Raw genomic sequence first — 16,312 nt, 5'->3', positions numbered from 1 at the left:
CACCTATTCCTGTGCTATGATATATGGATAGCATATCAATATTATGATAAAATTAGAAGAAAGGAGTCTTGAACATGCTTGCTCAGATAAGTAAAGATATTGACGCTATTATGCTGCGCGACCCTGCCGCCAAAACAAGACTGGAGGCCGCGCTGTGTTATCCGGGCCTGCATGCTATCTGGCTCCATCGCATAGCCCATCATTTCTATTTAAAGGGCTGGGTGCTCCTGCCCCGCCTTATCAATACCTTTTCCCGCTTCCTTACGGGCATCGACATTCACCCCGGCGCCAAGCTGGGCCCCGGCCTGTTTATCGACCACGGCATGGGTCTGGTCATCGGCGAAACTGCCGAACTGGGCAGCAACGTCACGCTGTATCAGGGCGTAACCCTGGGCGGTACCGGTAAGGAAAAGGGCAAGCGCCATCCCACCATCGGCAATAACGTGGTAGTATCCAGCGGCGCGAAGGTACTAGGTTCCTTTAAGGTAGGCGATAATTCCAAAATCGGCAGCGGCAGCGTCGTTCTCAAAGAAGTACCGCCTAATTCGGTAGTAGTAGGCGTTCCCGGCCGCGTTGTGACCAGGGACGGCGTGCGCATTACCGCGTCTTCCGACGCCGGCGACGCCGAAAGCATGATCGACCTGAACCACGATAAGCTGCCGGACCCTGTAGCCGATTACGAGAATTTGCTGTCCAAGCATATGGAGGAGATTAACAGCCGCTTGAAGGAGCTGGAAAATCTAATCTACGACACCAAAAACAAACAGCAAGAATAAAAGAGGTAAAATTATGAGCAGAGTAATGACCACCGCCGAAGCCATTCAGGAAGCACGCCGCTGCCTGAACTGCGCCCGCCCCATGTGCCGTACAGGCTGTCCCATTGAAAATAATATTCCCGGCTTCATCCGCGCTCTCAGCGAAGGCAATATCGGTATGGCCTACGAAATCATTTCCGAGCGCAGCAATCTGCCCGCTATCTGCGGCCGCGTCTGCCCCCATGAACGCCAATGCGAGGCCCATTGCGTGCTGACGAAAAAGCAATGCGGCATCGAAATCGGCAGTCTGGAAATGTTTATCGCGGACTTCGCCCATCAAAACGATTTAATGCCCACCACGCCCTCCAGCAAACGTCGCGGCAAGGTAGCCGTTATCGGCAGCGGCCCCGCCGGTCTGACGGTAGCAGGCGATTTGGCGAAAATGGATTTTGACGTAACTATTTTCGAAGCCCAAAGCGAGCCGGGCGGCGTGCTGCTGTTCGGCATCCCTGAATTCCGCCTGCAAAAGGACGTGGTGCGCCGCGAAATCACCGAGCTGCGCCACATCGGCGTGGAAATCAAAACCAAGCAGCTGGCAGGCGTGGACTTTACGGTGGACGATTTATTCGCCCAGGGTTACGACGCCATCTTTATGGGCACGGGCACTTCCCTGCCCCGCACGCTGGACATTCCCGGCAAGGAGCTCAGCGGCATTTTGACCGCTACCTACTTTTTGCGCATGGTAGTGCTATCCGACGAGGGCAAGCTGGACGCCAGCGAAACGCTGCTGCACACCGGCGATAATGTTATCGTCGTCGGCGCGGGCAACGTAGCCATGGACGCGGCGCGTACCGCAGTCCGCCGCGGCGCCAAGAACGTGACCATCGTTTACCACAAAACCGAAGCCGAAGTCAGCGCCTTCCCCTCCGAATATGAAGCCGCTGTGGCCGAAGGCGTACAGTTCCGCTTTTTACAGCAGCCCATCGCATATTTTAATAAGAAGCAAATGCGCGCGGTCAATAATATCCGCCGTCAGTCCACCCCTGCGGACGAAACGGAGCTGGCGGGACTGCTGTTGCAAAATATTGTGAAAACTGCCGAAGGCAAATTTGTCGCCGAAGGCGGCCAGGAAGTAATCCCCTGCGACTGCGTAATTCTGGCGGTGGGGCAGAAGCCGGCGGCCCGCATCGTGTCCACCACCAAAGGCATTCAGGTGGACGCCCGCGGCTTCGTTATCACCCGCGAGCGCCCCTACGGTATGACTACCCGCGCCGGAGTTTTCAGCAGCGGCGACGTGGTCCACGGCCCCGCTACCGTAGTGCTGGCCATGAAGGAATCCAAAAAAGTAGCCGCAGGCATCGCCCAATATATCGACGCCAAAAAGCTGCTGGAGGACTGCAATATTTAAGGACAGATGCCACAGAAAAATTAAATTACATAACAAAAGCGTAAGCCTGGCTGTACCCCAAGCTTACGCTTTTGCTTTGCTATAAATTTTCTTTTTTTCAAACGCGCATTAACCCCGCAAAATTTTTCAGTCGCTTCGATGTACGCAAGTCAAGCAGCGTTCAAGTTAAAATATGTCGCTGTGAGTACCAGTCCGCATAAGGTATAGAAGTAGTTCTTTTTCGATAATTTCGTACACAAGCAACCAATCAGGCGAAATGTGGCACTCTCTACATCCGCTAAAATCTCCGCTAAGGCTATGGTCCTTGTATTCGGCAGGTAAAGATTTTCCTGCGGCAAGCATCTCAACAACTTTTTCGAGCAATCTTATATCGTATCCGCGTTTCTTAATGCGTTTGTAATCTTTTTTGAAGGCTGTTTGGTATTTAATCGTCAGCATCCAAATCCTCCATCAGCTCGGCTACAGAGGAAAAGCCACGGCTCAATCCAACGCCTTTTCTTGCGTCTTCAATAGCTTTCAGGGTTTCAATATTAGGCACGGGAGTTCCGATTCTAAAAGGAATAGCCTGCTCGCGAACGGCCTGGCGGAGAAACATATTTACCGCTGTACTTAAACTCAAGCCAAAACTTTCAAACAGCGCTTGAGATTCCCGCTTTAAAATCGGGTCAATTTTAATATTTGTGCTTACGGCTGTCATAATACCGCCTCCTTTCTTTCTTCATTGTAAGCCCGTTGTATTTACTTTGTCAACACCTTATGTAAGCAAAATAACCATGCTTTATGTAGCAAAACTATTTTCTGTTCAATCGTTTCAACGCAGTTATCACGCAGCAACGCCACAAAATTTCTCACTGACGCAGTGCGCAAATCAAGCTCTCGCTTTTTGCCGTTTATTTATAGTTTATGCTATAATATTGTAAGAAAATAATAGCAAGCCGTTTTATTTTTGCGGCGGCTTACGGAGGAACACCATGCCTACTTTAAACTGGATTGGAAAAGATAAAGTGCTTAACCACCATTTGGAAACGCCGTTCCATGTGTTGGAAAGAAAATATAGTTTTGATGAGCGCGGACAGCGCGACGAGGACAACGGCAGCGAAAACATGATTATCCACGGCGACAATTTATTGGCGCTCAAATCCTTACTACCCAAATACGAAGGAAGAATCAAATGTATTTATATAGACCCGCCCTACAATACCGGCAATGAAAATTGGGTGTACAACGACAACGTCAACGACCCGCAAATACAGCGCTGGCTGCATCAAGTCGTAGGCAAGGAAGGCGAAGATTTGTCGCGCCACGATAAATGGCTGTGCATGATGTACCCGCGCCTGAAATTATTGCAGCGCTTGCTGGCGGACGACGGCGCAATTTTTATCAGCATCGACGATAACGAGCAGGCGAATTTAAAATTGATTTGCGATGAGATTTTCGGCAGTAGAAATTATATTGAGAGAATTACCGTTATCGTTAAAACGGAAGGTAGAAGATACGGACAGTTTGCAAAAACGCATGAAAACATATTAGTTTACGCAAAGAATTTAGAACTAATATGTTTTAATGAAGTAGAAATTGAAGGTAAGGAATACCAATACTTCGATGAGAACGGAGGATTTAATTTAAAAGGATTGCGCAATCGTAACGTAAGAGCATTTAATGAAACAAATCGTCCTAACTTACGCTATCCGTTTTTTGTAAACATCAACAATCCTGATAAAAATGGTTTGTGTTCAGTTAGCGTTTATCCTATTGATGGATATATTGAAGTGTGGGCGCAAGAAGTAAACGGGCTAAAAAGTGTTTGGCGTTGGGGAAAAGATACTTCGCAACTAAATAGTTCTTCACTTTGCGCATATAGAGGGAATGATGGCATTATAAGAATATTTCAGAAAGAAAGGAAACTAACAGAAATTCCTAAAACAGTATGGATTGATAAATCTTATACTTCAATATTCGGAACGAAAGAACAGAAAGATATTTTTGGAAAATCCATATTTGAATTTCCTAAACCGTCAAAGTTAATAGAAAGAATTTTAGAAATAGCCACCGACAAAAATTCCATCGTTCTCGACTCGTTTGCAGGCAGCGGCACGACGGCGCACGCAGTGCTGAATATGAATAAGCGCGACGGCGGTCGGCGCAAATTTATCTGTATCGAAATGATGGACTACGCCGACAGTATCACGGCCGAACGCGTCAAGCGCGTTATCAAAGGCTATAAAGCCGCAGACGATAAAGAAGAAATTATTTACGACGCGGAATTAAAACCGTCCAATTTGGCCGACGCACCGCAAATGCTGGCGGACGCCAAAGCCGCTAGGGAAGAAGCCAAAGCGAGCGGCGTGTACACGAGCGTGAGCGCGCCCAAACTTGTCGCCAACCGTTTGCAAGTCGTGGGCAAAATTAAAGCAACGCAGGCCATAGTCGGCACGGGCGGCGACTTTAGCTATTACGAATTAGGCGCGCCGCTTTTAATCGGCGATAAATTAAACGAAGCGGTAAGCGAAGAAAAAATCCGCGCATACGTTTATTATATGGAAACCCGGCAAGCTTTGCCGCCGCGAAGCGAAGCGGAACCCATGCTTTTGGGCGTACAGCATAACGCGGCTTATTATTTTTATTACGCCAGGGACGCGCGGACGGTTTTAAACAGAGAATTTTTACACACAATTAAAACTAAAGCGCAAGTTTACGTAATTTACGCGGACGTCTGCGCTCTTGCGGAAAAAGAATTACAGAAATACAGGATTACTTTTAAAAAGATTCCGCGCGATATCGCGAAATTGTGACGGTGGCAGAATATGGAATTAAAAACTTACCAGAAAAAAGTAATAGAAGATTTGCAAAGCTATCTGCGCAGTTTGCATAGCGGCGCGAATTTGGCAGACGCCTGGAAAATTTATTGGCAGGAAAAAGATATCGCCGTCGCGCCAGGCGGCGCGCCTGCGTATAAAAATATTGTCGAGGGCGCGCCCGCAGTCTGCTTAAAAGTGCCGACGGGCGGCGGCAAAACTTTTTTGGCCTGCAACGCGATTAAGCCCATCTTCAATTTTATGCCGCAGGAAAAGCCCAAATTGGTAGTTTGGCTGACGCCGTCCGACGCCATTTTGGAGCAAACGCTGAAAAATTTGCGCGCGCCTGGCCACCCCTACAAACAATTTTTAGATAGAGATTTTGGCGGCAGAGTACAGGTATTAGATAAAAATATGCTTTTGAGCGGCCAGAATTTTTCGGTAGACGCCTTGCAAAGTCAACTTACGGTTTGCGTATTAAGCTTCGATTCGCTGCGCATCAATTCCGACCGCCGCTGCGACAGGAAAATTTATCAGGAAAACGGTAATTTGGCGAGCTTCGCCGCTTTTTATAAAGACGACGATATTTTGCTGGCAGGCACGCCGGAAACTGCGCTCATCCAAGTTCTGCGCCATCTGCGTCCTGTAGTAGTTGTGGACGAAAGTCATAACGCGACCTCTCCTTTAAGCGTAGAAATGCTGCAAAATATTTATCCGTCTTTTATTTTAGAATTAACCGCTACGCCCAGAAAAAACAGCAATGTTCTATCCTATGTCGACGCGCGGGCTTTAAAAAACGAAAACATGGTCAAGCTGCCCGTTATCGTTTATAAGCGCAACAGTCGTGAAAGCGTAATCGCCGACGCTATCCAATTCCGCGGCAAACTGGAACAAAAAGCTTTAGAAGAAGAAGCGGCGACGGGCGACTATATCCGCCCCATCGTTTTATTCCAGGCGCAGCCCAAAAATAATCATGACAATACGACTTTCGATAAAATTAAAGAAATCCTTTTGGATATAGGTATACCGCAGGAACAAATCGCCATCAAAACCAGCGAAAAGAACGAGCTGAAAAGCATCGATTTGCTTAGCAAAGATTGCCCCGTGCGTTATATTATTACGGTCAACGCGCTGAAAGAAGGCTGGGACTGCCCTTTCGCTTACATTCTCGCTTCGTTGGCTAATAAAACTTCGTCCGTCGACGTAGAGCAAATCTTAGGGCGCGTTTTGCGTCAGCCTTACGCAAGGCAACGGCAGCATTTTCTTTTAAATTCTTCCTACGTTTTTAGCTGTTCCAACGATTTTCGCCGCACACTGGACAGCATTGTAGCCGGGCTTAACGGCGCGGGCTTTAGCCGCAGCGATTACCGCGTAGGCAGCGACGGCGCAACGCAGTCGCAGGAGCAGGCGCGTACCGAGCAACAGAATTTATTTATCGAACCGTCACAAGAAAACGGCGATGACACGGCAGATAATTTTGCCGATGTTTCGCCGCAGAGCGTCAAAGAACAAGTCGACACCGCTCGCCAGGACAACGCGCGCTGGCAGGAAATGGAAGCGCAGGCAGAACGGCAAACGCAGGAATACGAAGCAGAAAATAATTCTGCGGATTTTATGCAAGGGGAGGAAGCGCAAATGCAACGCAGGTTTAAAATTAGAGACGACAACCTTATTACGGCTAAAGGACTGCACATTCCTCAATTCTGCATAAAATCCGAGCCGGATTTGTTTGACAATAACACTTATGTATATTTGGAGCCCGAAAACCTGCTGGACGGCTTTTGCCTTACAGGGCAGGACGCCAACGTAGATTTTAAATTTGCATCCGGCGAAATGTATTCCGTAGATATAGCAAAAAGCGGCGAAGCCGTGCCGCAATACAGAATGGTTACGCAAAGCGATAAGCAAAAATTGCGCGCGTATCTCGACAGTCTGCCGCAGGATAGGCAAATTGAAACCTGCATAGGCGCTATTTGCGACATCATCAATCACAACAACGCTTACGAAAGCGCGGAAATTAAAGATTATGTCCGCCGCGTCGTCGCCGGTTTGCACAACGACGACCTTACGGCCCTGCTGACGTCGAAGGAATTTTACGTCAAAAAAATACGGGAAAAGATTGATTCCCTTGCTGCGGCCTATAGCAAAAGAAAATTTGCGCAACTTATGGACGCGGGCGAAATAGAATGCTGCGAGCACTACGTCTTGCCGGATTTCATCACGCCCATCAATTTTATCGACGCGCTTCCCAAATCGCTTTATGAAGCGGAAAAAGACGACATGAACGAACTGGAACGCAAAGTGCTGGATGTGATTATCAGCAACGATAATATAGTTTGGTGGCACAGAATCAGCGAACGTCAGGGATTTTGCATCAACGGCTTTATCAAGCACTATCCCGATTTTATGGCGTTCACCAAAACCGGTAAATTATTATTGATTGAAGCTAAAGGCGAGCATTTGGCGAACGAAGACAGCCGCAACAAATTGCTTTTAGGCCGCAAATGGCAGGAAGCGGCGGGACGCGACTATCGTTATTTAATGGTCTTTGCCCAAAACGGTTTGCAGCTCGACGGTTCGTATAACTTAGATGAGTTTGCAAATGTTATTGCCAAATTATAATGCGCTGCACAATTAAAAAGCGAAGAATATTATCAATCCTTGCAGCAAGGGCTGCTTTATAAACCGTCGTATATTTTGCCAACCGCACATAACAAAAGCGTAAGCCTGGCTGTACCCCAAGCTTACGCTTTTGCTTTGCTATAAATTTTCTTTGGCCCAGTCGCGCAGCAGCTCGGTAAATTCTTCCCACTGGCGCGGCAAGCGTTCCAACGCGGCGTCCGCCTTGCCCCGGTCCCAACCGCGCAGCAGCGCCGCTTCGCAGCGCAATTCCGGATGCGCCGCCGCCAAAGCGTTCAGGCGAGCGCCATTGACGTAAGCGTCGTGCAAAAATCCCAGCATATCTTGCAAATATTTTACGTTGCGCAAAAGCCGCGGCGAAGCCGCCAGCTCCGGCACGGTCTGCAAAGCGTAACGAAAACGCTTGAGCTTAATGCGGATGCAGTGCAGCTGTTCCATATCGCGCAGGTCGGGATATTTTTCCGGCAGCCGCAACAGCTTATCAACCCAAACGGCAAAACGCCGACGCAAAAATGTTTCCAAAGCCCGCCCTTCTTCCGCAGGCGCGGTGTGCAGCCACAGCAAGAAGCGCGCCAATTCCAGCGTCAGCTCGTTAAGGCGCACGCCGTCCAACGCCTTGCCCAGTTCTTCCTGCCGCAAACTCCGCAAGCAGGCCGTCAGCTGCGGCGCGGCCTCCTGCTCCTGGTTCTGCCCCAAGCGCGAGCAAGCCAAAAGCAAAACGTCGTACTCCCGCACTGCGGATAATCTCGCCGCCCGTTCCTTCAAGAGCTGCTGCCATTGTTGCGCAGCTTCCGGCGGCAGCAAGGGTTTAAAAAACGTCAGCGACGAACGCAGGCGGCGCAGCTTAACGCGCAGCTGCCGCCACAACGGACGCTCGCCGCCGCTGGCCAGCACCTGCGCCCACAGCTTGCTCACGCCGTACACCTGCCACGGCAAATGGCAGACCAAGGCCGACGCGGCGTTATCCGTATCGTAATCGTCCTGCTTGTCCAAAGCGTAACAACCGCGCAGCTGGTCCAGGCGCTGTGAAAAATCCGGCTCCTCCACGACAAACTGCAGCTTGCCGCTCAAAAGCTTCGCCAGCAGCCGCTCTACCTCGGCGGCAGCCTCCGCCCGCCGTCTGTCGAACTCGATAATGATATCCGCCGCCGCGACAGGCTTATCGCTGACCAGCAGCACGCCCCAGGCGCAGCAGACGCGCGCGCCGTTATCAGCTTTCGGCATAAAACGCGCCAAGCGATATTTATACATATCGTTATCGCTGAAATATTTTTCTTTAACTTTATGCTTAACGGTATGGGCGGGCAACGCCTTCTTCACCAGTCCCAAAAGCTGCGCCTGGTGCTTAACGTCCAAACCGTGCAGGCAAATTCTTCCTTTATTATTACTCATAGCGCGGCAGACGCCAGCCGTTCACCTACCTTACCTGCGCGGGCAGCGGCTTCCCTTGCAAGCCCGCGAAAATATTTTCCGCCGTCAGCAGCGCCATCGCGTCGCGCGTTTCGGCAGTCGCGCTGGCAACGTGGGGCGTTACCGTCACATTGGGCAGCGTCAGCAGCTTATGCTCGCCCGGCAAAGGTTCGGGGTCGGTAACGTCCAGCGCGGCGTAAGCCAACCGCCCGCTCTTTAACGCTTCATACAAAGCTTCCGTATCCACCACGCCGCCGCGGCTGATATTTATCAAACGCGCTCCCGGCTTGCACTTAGCCAAAGCCTGCGCGTCAATCATTTTTTGCGTCGACGGATTCAACGTCACAGCCAAAAGAATAAAATCCGCCTGCCGCAGCAAATCGTCCAGGCTAACATATTTTACGCCCAGCTGCGCGTCGTCGCCGCGCTGACGCCGGTTGTGGTAAACGACCTGCATCTTGCTGGCCTGCGCCCGGCGCGCCACCGCGCTGCCGATATCGCCCATGCCGACGATGCCCAAAGTTTTGCCCGCCAAATCGGTCGTCAAACCGAAAGGTTTGCGCTCGCCCCACAGGCCGCTCCTGACGTGCGCTGCGGCTTTTACTAAATTACGCGCGCTGTCCAGAATTAAAGCGTAAGCCCAATCAGCCACGGCGTCCACCAGCACGCCCGGCGTATTGCCGACGGCTACGCCGCGCGCCGCGCAGGCCGCCACATCGATATTATCATAGCCCACCGAAGCCTGCGCAATTACTTTCAGCTTAGGCGCTTTAGCCAGCAAAGCGCCGTCGATGCGCAAGTTGCCCGTCGAATAAAGCGCGTCGGCTTCGGCAAGCGCGGCTTCAAACTGCAATTTGGGCATACGCCCGCCCTGCTGCCAGCCGATGAGCCGCACGGCGTCATTCAATTTATCATAAGCGCATTGGCGCATTTTGCCGCTGGCCAACACAGTGCATTCCTGCAAATTCATAATACCGCCTCCGTCGTAAATTTCTCTTTGCCAAACATCCGGCCCGGTTTATTTTTTCGGCAGAATCTCCAGCCAATAATTATCAGGGTCGGCAATAAAATAAATTCCCATCGCCGGGTTTTCGTAACAAATGCAGCCCATCTCCTGATGCTTGGCGTGAGCCGCCGCGTAATCTTCAACCACAAACGCCAGATGAAATTCGTTCTCGCCCAGATTATAAGGCTCCTTGCGGTCGCGCAGCCAGGTCAGCTCCAGCTGATGGGGCGTCTCCCCATCCGTCAGGTAAACCAAAATAAAGCTGCCGTCGGCCGCCTCTTTGCGGCGCGCCTCCTTCAGCCCCAAAGCCTCCTCATAAAATTTCAGACTTTTTTCCAAATCCAGGACGTTAAAATTATTGTGCGCAAAAGTAAATTTCATAATTCTCACCTCGTATGCTAATTGCGGTCTGAGCCGCTTAAAAAAATACCTGCTTAACTAACAGCGCCGCCAGCGCGATACCTGCGGCCAGCTTGCCAATCAAAGCCAGAAAGCGCATCTTCGCCGCTTCCCACGCCAGGTGCAGCGCGTCGCTGCGGACGCCCGTCCGCGCCAATTCGTACATAAAGGCCATAGCCGACGCGCCCATCATGCCGCCGATAATCGAGCCCAGAATCGGCAGCAGCGCCGTGCCCAGCACCGTACCGATAAAGCCGCCCGCGCCGATTAAGAACACCGCCAGCCAGGACACCTTTTGTTTTTTTATGCCAAACAGCGACACGCAAAATTCCCACGCTTCGCCCAAAGCGTAAATCAAAATCATAGCTGAAAGCAGCCGCCCGCTGAAATATATATTCTCATTAAAAAAAGCAAAGCCTAACCCCGTCAATAGTAGAAGCGTATTGCCGGGCAAATCAAAAATCGTCAGCAAAGGTCCCAGTACCGCGACAAAAGCGGCCAAACCTCTTTCAACAGCGAAGTCCATAGTCGCCTCCAAAAGTTTATTTTATTCATTATACCGTGTTTACCACGGCTCTGTCGTCGCCTGCGGCTCGCCAATCGCCGGGTGACAGGTATATGTTATACATCAGCTCTCGCTGCGCCTACGGCTTGCGAATCGCTGTGTATAGACATTATACCACATCGCAAAATTTTCTAGAGCAACTATCTGTCACAAGAATTTGAAATAAATGCAAAATCGTTGTCTATAACCTGTTTAAATGTTAAAATTAAGGAACAAGATTACTAGGAAACGAGGTATGCCCCTGTGAACGAAATGCTAGTTACTATTCAACCCTGGTACCCGTCCATCAGCGCCTTTTGCTTTTTTACGCTGCTGCGTTATATTTATAAGCATTTTCTTTTAAAGCTGCTGCACCGCATCAACAACATCATCTCCTTTAAAAACGGCGAAGACCTGCTTAACGCCTTCGAGCATCCCATCAACGTGGTGCTGTTCGTCATCGCCTTTTATTCCGCTATCAATTTAGCGCCCATCGCTTCGCTGAACAATTTGCAAATCGTCGACCGCATTTTGCGCAGCACCATCGTGCTCAGCTTTTTCTGGGGCTGCTACAACGTCAGCGACACCACCCACGGCATTATGCTGGACGTGCTGGAAAAGGCCGGCATCCGCTCGGAGGAATCTCTTTCCAACATTTTTTCCACCGTCCTGCGGCTCATCATCGTCGTATTATGCTTCGTCACCGTGGCGCGGGAATGGAATTACGATATCAGCGGCTTTATCGCTTCTTTAAGTATCGGTTCCGTAGCCGTGGCTTTCGCCGCCAAGGACGCGCTGGCCAACGTGTTCGGCAGCCTGATTATCATATTGGACAAACCTTTTAAAAACGGCGATTGGATTATGGCCAACGGTATCGAAGGCGTCGTGGAAAAAGTTTCTTTCCGCAGCACCTGTATCCGCACTTTTCCGCAAGAGCTCGTCTACATTCCCAACTCGCTGCTCAGCAATACGCCCATCACAAATTTCACCCTGCGTGAAAAACGCCGCGTCGATTTTACTTTAGGATTGACCTACGGCACTACGGCGGAGCAAATGGAAAACGTCGTCGACGAAATAAAAAATTATCTGCAAAACAATCCTAAAATTTACGGCGACAACGTGCGCGTACACTTCGTCGCCTATAACGAAAGCAGCCTGGACGTGCGCGTCACCTGCTACGCCCGCACCGGCGACCACGGCGAATATCTGAATATCTTGCAGGAAATCAATTTGCAAATGATGAAGCTGCTGGAAGAAGCTGGCGTCAGCTGCGCTTTCCCCAGCCGCAGCGTTTATCTGGAAACGCCGCCGGTCGAGGAGCCGGAGCAGCAAAAGCAGCCGCAGACTGCGAACAAGGAGGTCTGAAAATTGACAGAACCATTCCAGGTTATTATCATCGGCGGCGGACCCGCGGGAGTATCGGCGGCGCTTTATTTGTGCCGCGCCAACATCCGCGCCGCTATTATCGAAAACGGGCCGGGAGCCTTAGGCCGCGCCCATAAGATTGAAAATTATTACGGCGCTGCCGCCAGCGGCCTGAAGCTTTACGCCGAAGGGCTGGAACAAGCGCGTAATCTGAGCGCGACAATTATCCAGGACGAAGTTGTGGGCGTAGAATATACCGGCGCTTTTACGCTGGCGCTGAAAAACGCAAGCGAAGCCTTGACCGCGCCCGCGCTCATTCTCGCCACCGGCACGAAAAATATTACGCTCGACCTGCCCGGCCTTACGGAACTGGAAGGCAGGGGCGTCAGCTACTGCGCCGTCTGCGACGGCTTTTTCTTCCGCAACAAGCGCGTGGCGGTCGCAGGCGGCGGCGCGTACGCCCTGCACGAAGCGGAATATTTAAAGCATTTGGCGAAATCCGTAACCGTGCTTACCAACGGTAAGGACGACAGCTTAGTCAAGCAGGCGGGCTTCGCCGCCATCGCGCAGCCCTTAGCGGCGCTGACGGGAGCAGGCAAGTTGCAAAGCGTGCGCTTCGCCGACGGCAGCGAGCTGGAAGTCGACGGACTTTTTATCGCGCTGGGCACGGCGGACAGCGCCGACCTGGCCCGCAAGCTGGGCGCACAGCTCGACGGTCGCTTTATCCGCATCGACGAAAACTGCGCGACCAATATCCCCGGCTTGTTCGCCGCAGGCGACTGCACCGGCGGCCTTATGCAAGTCGCCAAAGCCGTCCACGAAGGAGCGCGCGCCGGGCTCGCCGCGCTGAAATTTATCCGCGCGCAAAGCGTCGCAAAATAAAATCATAAATGCCAAAAGCGATTATTATATCTTAAAGCGAATAGCAATTTTAGCACATAAGCAAATAGAACCATAAAAATGAGGGTACGCGGTCATGGCTTGCCGCTAACAAATTTTACCGAAATTTTGTTATGGTTCTGCGCGCAAGGCGCGTCGAAAATTGCGATTGAGCGACAAAATATATAATCGCTTCGCATTACTAATATTTATTTTTCGAAAGGAGCGAATCATCATGGCATTAGAAATCACAGCCGCTAATTTTGCGGACGAAGTACTCGCCGGCGACAAAACCGTCCTGGTAGATTTTTGGGCGGAATGGTGCGGTCCCTGCCGCATGCAGGGCCCGATTTTAGAAGCCTTCGCGGCGGAGCATCCCGAAGTGAAGGTCGCTAAAGTAAACGTGGACGCCAACGGCGAGCTCGCCGAAAAATTCGGCATCATGTCCATTCCCTCGCTGCTGGTTTTCAAAAACGGCAAGCTGGTTAAATCCGCCGTCGGCCTGCACGACAAGCAAGCGCTGGCCGCGTTGACGGAATAAAACTGCAAATCAAAAACGCCGCCCGGCAAAACGCTTTTCATCTGCGTCCGCCCGGCGGCGTTGATGTTTTGAGAATTACAAGTCCTTTTTCAAATTAAGTTGCAAGGGATGAAACAGTTTTTAGCGTCAATCGGAATGACTTCCTCGCACATACAGATAATACCTCCACTGCCGCGCTCCACATTTACCTTATCAAGCAGTTCATACTTTTTAACTTCTCGCCGATCCGGATTGGCGGATTTTTTTATTTCCAAAGGATGTATTACGCCATTTTGTTCCACAAACACATCTATCTCTTTGGCGTTAGAATCCCGATAATAGGTCAGAGTAGCCTTAGAAGGCGCATAAGCAAAATTTTTGAGCAATTCAATTACTACGTAATTTTCAAAATAGTGCCCGCTGGCCGCTCCGTTCATCAGAGTGTCTCGAGTAAGCCACATCGACAAATAAGCGCATAATCCCGTATCGCAAAAATATAGCTTCGGCGTTTTAGTAAGACGTTTCAGCTCATTGTTGGCATAAGGCTGCAACAAATAGATAATACCTAAGCCTTGCAGCAACCGTCCCCATTCCTTAGCTGTCGGCTGTGATATTTCCGCTGCGTCTGCCAATGTCTTATAATTAACTTGTTCCGCAACCAACGCGGCGCAAGCACTCAAAAATTTGCGAAAACGAACCGTATCCGTAATTGCGCCTGCTTCAGATACATCACGCATGAGATAGGTTTCAATATAGGAATTAAAGTATTCCTGCCTTTGTTCCGCATCTGCCAGTAACACGTCCGGCATACCTCCGCGCCAGATATGTTCAAACACATCCACAATATCATTCTTTTTCACAAGCGATTGTCTTTGCAAAAAACAAGGAAGTGAAAAATCAAGCTCGTTAGGAAAAAGCAATCCTTCCACCTCGTTCTTTGAAAGGCTGTAAAGTTCCAAAATTCCAACTCTTCCGGCCAAGGTTTCACGGATATTTCTCATCATATTGTATTGTTGTGAGCCGGTCAGCCAAAATCTCCCGCGTTCTGCGCTTTCATCACACATAATTTTTATCTGTTCAAATAGTTCCGGCGCTTTCTGTATCTCATCAATAATAATTGGCGGCTTATAGGTTTGAAAAAACAATACTGGATCAGATTTTGCAAGCGTCCGCGCCATAATGTTATCCATAGAAACATAAGTACGCGCCTGCTCCGCGGCCAAATGCTTTAGCATTGTTGTCTTGCCAACCTGCCTTGCGCCCGTTACAAGAACAGCCTTAAAAAAAGAACTCATGCGTAAGAATTTGCGTTCCAATGTGCGCTCCAAATATTTCATTATATCGCCCTCCGCCTTTAGGATAAAGTAAAGTCTACTTTATTTTATCCTAAATATCAGGCTGTGTCAATCAGTGTAACACTCCGCGCAAAGGCCGCTCTGCTTCCCAAAGAGCGGCCTTTAATGTCTCAGCGCCTTTGCGATTTCTTCTACCGCGGCAACGCTTCTACGCCCAAAATATCCTTCAAGTTAAAGTTCCTGCTTACGCGCATCGCTCCTTTGGACGTTTTCGCAAATTCCGTAGGATAAAATTTTTCTACGAAGGAGTAACGGTATTCGTCCAACGTATAGCCGTAGCGTTTGCCATCATCTAGCGCCCTGCGGATAGCGTCCTTCGCATTCCTGCGCGACGTTTATTCGCGCCCCAAGCTTTCAATAATTACGCACAGCAAAATCAACGCCGCTCCCAACATACCCAAAGGCGACAGCATTTCCCCAAGCACTACGTAAGCTACTACCGCAGTGACAATCGGATAAGTGCATTGCAATATACCCACAAGCTTAGCGGAAATATATTCCAGAGCTACGTTTTGCAGCAAATAGCCGCCCACAGTGCAAGCCAAGGCGGCGTATACCAGCGTGCCGCCAATATCCGGACGCCGTAACAAATTCCAATCGGTCGAAGCCAGAGCGTCGTTCGCAAATCCCGCCAGCAGGCACACCCAAATAGAGCCGAAGGATTGTATGCAGGATAACGTAATCGCGCTGATGTAATGCAAAGAGTCCGCGCCGAAAACCAGCGCCGCCGCTACCAGCACTGTCGAAATAAACGCATAAACCTCGCCGCGCCCTACTTGCCCCAAGCCGTTTTCCACACACAAAAAATATAGTCCTACTGCTACACCCACGAGCACCAATAATGTGCGCGCGCCAAATTTTTTATGAAAAAAGACGCATAACAGTAACGGCGCCACTAAAGCTGTCAGCGAGCGAATAAAAGCGACGTTCGCCACCGACGTATATTTTAAGCCCGTATTGCTGACAATAAAAGCTACCGACATACATAGGCAGGGAATTATGTAATGCCGCCAGGATACGCGGCAAAGTTCGTCCCGAATTTTTTTACCCCAAAACGCGAACATGAACAGCGTCGCCAGCAAATACCGCGCCGCCAAAAAGCTGTAAATCGGCATAACCTGATACGCCAATTTTGAAAACGGATCTAAAATGCCATAAACTACGCTTTGTAAAAGAATCATACCGATAGCTAATCGCTTCATTTACTTTCTCCGCACTTTTTACTCCAGCGCCGCG

Annotated in this window: 16 protein-coding genes; 7 read left to right on the top strand and 9 right to left on the bottom strand. The window is 50.2% G+C overall.

Going from position 1 to position 16,312, the window contains the following annotated elements:
- Nucleotides 1-74: 74 nt before the first annotated feature.
- Together cysE and Q4E64_RS06530 are read left to right on the top strand one after the other, a co-directional pair.
- Entirely contained in the window at nt 75-776 is a 702-nt protein-coding gene (gene cysE / locus Q4E64_RS06535) for a serine O-acetyltransferase (RefSeq protein WP_303166948.1), read from the top strand.
- Between the two features lie 13 nt (nt 777-789).
- On the top strand, nt 790-2,163 hold the full coding sequence (locus Q4E64_RS06530) for an NAD(P)-dependent oxidoreductase (RefSeq protein WP_303166946.1): 1,374 nt from the start codon (nt 790-792) through the stop codon (nt 2,161-2,163).
- A 165-nt stretch (nt 2,164-2,328) separates the two neighbouring features.
- On the opposite strand, the gene Q4E64_RS06525 is transcribed toward Q4E64_RS06530, so the two are convergent.
- Both Q4E64_RS06525 and Q4E64_RS06520 read right to left on the bottom strand, forming a co-directional pair.
- Complete coding sequence (locus Q4E64_RS06525) at nt 2,329-2,601, bottom strand: type II toxin-antitoxin system YafQ family toxin (RefSeq protein WP_303166945.1); 273 nt, start codon at nt 2,599-2,601, stop codon at nt 2,329-2,331.
- Nucleotides 2,588-2,860 (bottom strand): type II toxin-antitoxin system RelB/DinJ family antitoxin, encoded by a 273-nt coding sequence (locus Q4E64_RS06520; RefSeq protein WP_303166944.1) that lies wholly within the window; start codon nt 2,858-2,860, stop codon nt 2,588-2,590. Before Q4E64_RS06520 ends, Q4E64_RS06525 begins: the two co-directional genes overlap by 14 nt.
- Nucleotides 2,861-3,134: 274 nt before the next feature.
- Between Q4E64_RS06520 and Q4E64_RS06515 the strand changes: the two genes are divergently transcribed.
- Nucleotides 3,135-4,955: a site-specific DNA-methyltransferase gene (locus Q4E64_RS06515; protein ID WP_303166943.1), complete on the top strand. Its 1,821-nt coding sequence runs from the start codon at nt 3,135-3,137 to the stop codon at nt 4,953-4,955.
- A 12-nt stretch (nt 4,956-4,967) separates the two neighbouring features.
- A complete protein-coding gene (locus tag Q4E64_RS06510) occupies nt 4,968-7,580 on the top strand; it encodes a DEAD/DEAH box helicase (protein WP_303166942.1) in 2,613 nt (870 codons plus the stop codon).
- Between the two features lie 138 nt (nt 7,581-7,718).
- Here Q4E64_RS06510 and Q4E64_RS06505 read toward each other — a convergent pair whose 3' ends face one another.
- Genes Q4E64_RS06505 through Q4E64_RS06490 form a run of 4 tightly spaced genes read right to left on the bottom strand, consistent with a single transcriptional unit; the run spans nt 7,719 to nt 10,939 of the window.
- On the bottom strand, nt 7,719-8,990 hold the full coding sequence (locus Q4E64_RS06505; RefSeq protein ID WP_303166941.1) for a CHAD domain-containing protein: 1,272 nt from the start codon (nt 8,988-8,990) through the stop codon (nt 7,719-7,721).
- A 25-nt stretch (nt 8,991-9,015) separates the two neighbouring features.
- Nucleotides 9,016-9,978: a D-glycerate dehydrogenase gene (locus Q4E64_RS06500; protein WP_303166940.1), complete on the bottom strand. Its 963-nt coding sequence runs from the start codon at nt 9,976-9,978 to the stop codon at nt 9,016-9,018.
- A 48-nt stretch (nt 9,979-10,026) separates the two neighbouring features.
- Complete coding sequence (locus tag Q4E64_RS06495; protein ID WP_303166939.1) at nt 10,027-10,395, bottom strand: VOC family protein; 369 nt, start codon at nt 10,393-10,395, stop codon at nt 10,027-10,029.
- 37 nt (nt 10,396-10,432) lie between these two features.
- On the bottom strand, nt 10,433-10,939 hold the full coding sequence (locus Q4E64_RS06490; protein ID WP_303166938.1) for a DUF456 family protein: 507 nt from the start codon (nt 10,937-10,939) through the stop codon (nt 10,433-10,435).
- A gap of 291 nt (nt 10,940-11,230) precedes the next feature.
- Between Q4E64_RS06490 and Q4E64_RS06485 the strand changes: the two genes are divergently transcribed.
- The 3 genes from Q4E64_RS06485 to trxA all read left to right on the top strand — a co-directional run bounded on the left by Q4E64_RS06485 (nt 11,231) and on the right by trxA (nt 13,742).
- Nucleotides 11,231-12,322 (top strand): mechanosensitive ion channel family protein, encoded by a 1,092-nt coding sequence (locus Q4E64_RS06485; protein ID WP_303166964.1) that lies wholly within the window; start codon nt 11,231-11,233, stop codon nt 12,320-12,322.
- Nucleotides 12,323-12,325: 3 nt separating this feature from the next.
- Nucleotides 12,326-13,204 carry an NAD(P)/FAD-dependent oxidoreductase gene (locus Q4E64_RS06480; protein WP_303166937.1) on the top strand — a complete coding sequence of 293 codons (879 nt, stop codon included), beginning with the start codon at nt 12,326-12,328 and terminating at the stop codon, nt 13,202-13,204.
- 232 nt (nt 13,205-13,436) lie between these two features.
- Complete coding sequence (trxA, locus tag Q4E64_RS06475; protein ID WP_303166936.1) at nt 13,437-13,742, top strand: thioredoxin; 306 nt, start codon at nt 13,437-13,439, stop codon at nt 13,740-13,742.
- Nucleotides 13,743-13,831: 89 nt separating this feature from the next.
- Here the strand turns inward: trxA and Q4E64_RS06470 are convergent, their stop codons facing one another.
- The 3 genes from Q4E64_RS06470 to Q4E64_RS06460 form a co-directional block, all read right to left on the bottom strand.
- On the bottom strand, nt 13,832-15,058 hold the full coding sequence (locus Q4E64_RS06470) for an ATP-binding protein (RefSeq protein ID WP_303166935.1): 1,227 nt from the start codon (nt 15,056-15,058) through the stop codon (nt 13,832-13,834).
- Nucleotides 15,059-15,207: 149 nt separating this feature from the next.
- Nucleotides 15,208-15,342, bottom strand: a complete 135-nt coding sequence (locus Q4E64_RS06465) for a hypothetical protein (protein ID WP_303166934.1) — start codon at nt 15,340-15,342, stop codon at nt 15,208-15,210.
- Nucleotides 15,343-15,411: 69 nt separating this feature from the next.
- Nucleotides 15,412-16,278, bottom strand: a complete 867-nt coding sequence (locus Q4E64_RS06460; RefSeq protein ID WP_303166933.1) for a DMT family transporter — start codon at nt 16,276-16,278, stop codon at nt 15,412-15,414.
- Nucleotides 16,279-16,312: the final 34 nt, after the last annotated feature.

It is taken from the genome of Phascolarctobacterium sp. (assembly GCF_030531065.1).
GTDB lineage: Bacteria > Bacillota > Negativicutes > Acidaminococcales > Acidaminococcaceae > Phascolarctobacterium_A.
Note: the sequence above shows the minus strand (reverse complement) of the source record. Positions and strands in the feature narration are given on the sequence as shown.

What these genes read in the sequence shown, in the direction of transcription:
- cysE (WP_303166948.1), top strand. Translation starts at nt 75, where the DNA reads ATGCTTGCTCAGATAAGTAAAGATATTGACGCTATTATGCTGCGCGAC.
- Q4E64_RS06505 (WP_303166941.1), bottom strand. Translation starts at nt 8,990, where the DNA reads ATGAGTAATAATAAAGGAAGAATTTGCCTGCACGGTTTGGACGTTAAG.
- Q4E64_RS06510 (WP_303166942.1), top strand. Translation starts at nt 4,968, where the DNA reads ATGGAATTAAAAACTTACCAGAAAAAAGTAATAGAAGATTTGCAAAGC.
- Q4E64_RS06460 (WP_303166933.1), bottom strand. Translation starts at nt 16,278, where the DNA reads ATGAAGCGATTAGCTATCGGTATGATTCTTTTACAAAGCGTAGTTTAT.
- Q4E64_RS06495 (WP_303166939.1), bottom strand. Translation starts at nt 10,395, where the DNA reads ATGAAATTTACTTTTGCGCACAATAATTTTAACGTCCTGGATTTGGAA.
- trxA (WP_303166936.1), top strand. Translation starts at nt 13,437, where the DNA reads ATGGCATTAGAAATCACAGCCGCTAATTTTGCGGACGAAGTACTCGCC.
- Q4E64_RS06485 (WP_303166964.1), top strand. Translation starts at nt 11,231, where the DNA reads ATGCTAGTTACTATTCAACCCTGGTACCCGTCCATCAGCGCCTTTTGC.
- Q4E64_RS06520 (WP_303166944.1), bottom strand. Translation starts at nt 2,860, where the DNA reads ATGACAGCCGTAAGCACAAATATTAAAATTGACCCGATTTTAAAGCGG.
- Q4E64_RS06490 (WP_303166938.1), bottom strand. Translation starts at nt 10,939, where the DNA reads ATGGACTTCGCTGTTGAAAGAGGTTTGGCCGCTTTTGTCGCGGTACTG.
- Q4E64_RS06470 (WP_303166935.1), bottom strand. Translation starts at nt 15,058, where the DNA reads ATGAAATATTTGGAGCGCACATTGGAACGCAAATTCTTACGCATGAGT.
- Q4E64_RS06530 (WP_303166946.1), top strand. Translation starts at nt 790, where the DNA reads ATGAGCAGAGTAATGACCACCGCCGAAGCCATTCAGGAAGCACGCCGC.
- Q4E64_RS06515 (WP_303166943.1), top strand. Translation starts at nt 3,135, where the DNA reads ATGCCTACTTTAAACTGGATTGGAAAAGATAAAGTGCTTAACCACCAT.
- Q4E64_RS06525 (WP_303166945.1), bottom strand. Translation starts at nt 2,601, where the DNA reads ATGCTGACGATTAAATACCAAACAGCCTTCAAAAAAGATTACAAACGC.
- Q4E64_RS06500 (WP_303166940.1), bottom strand. Translation starts at nt 9,978, where the DNA reads ATGAATTTGCAGGAATGCACTGTGTTGGCCAGCGGCAAAATGCGCCAA.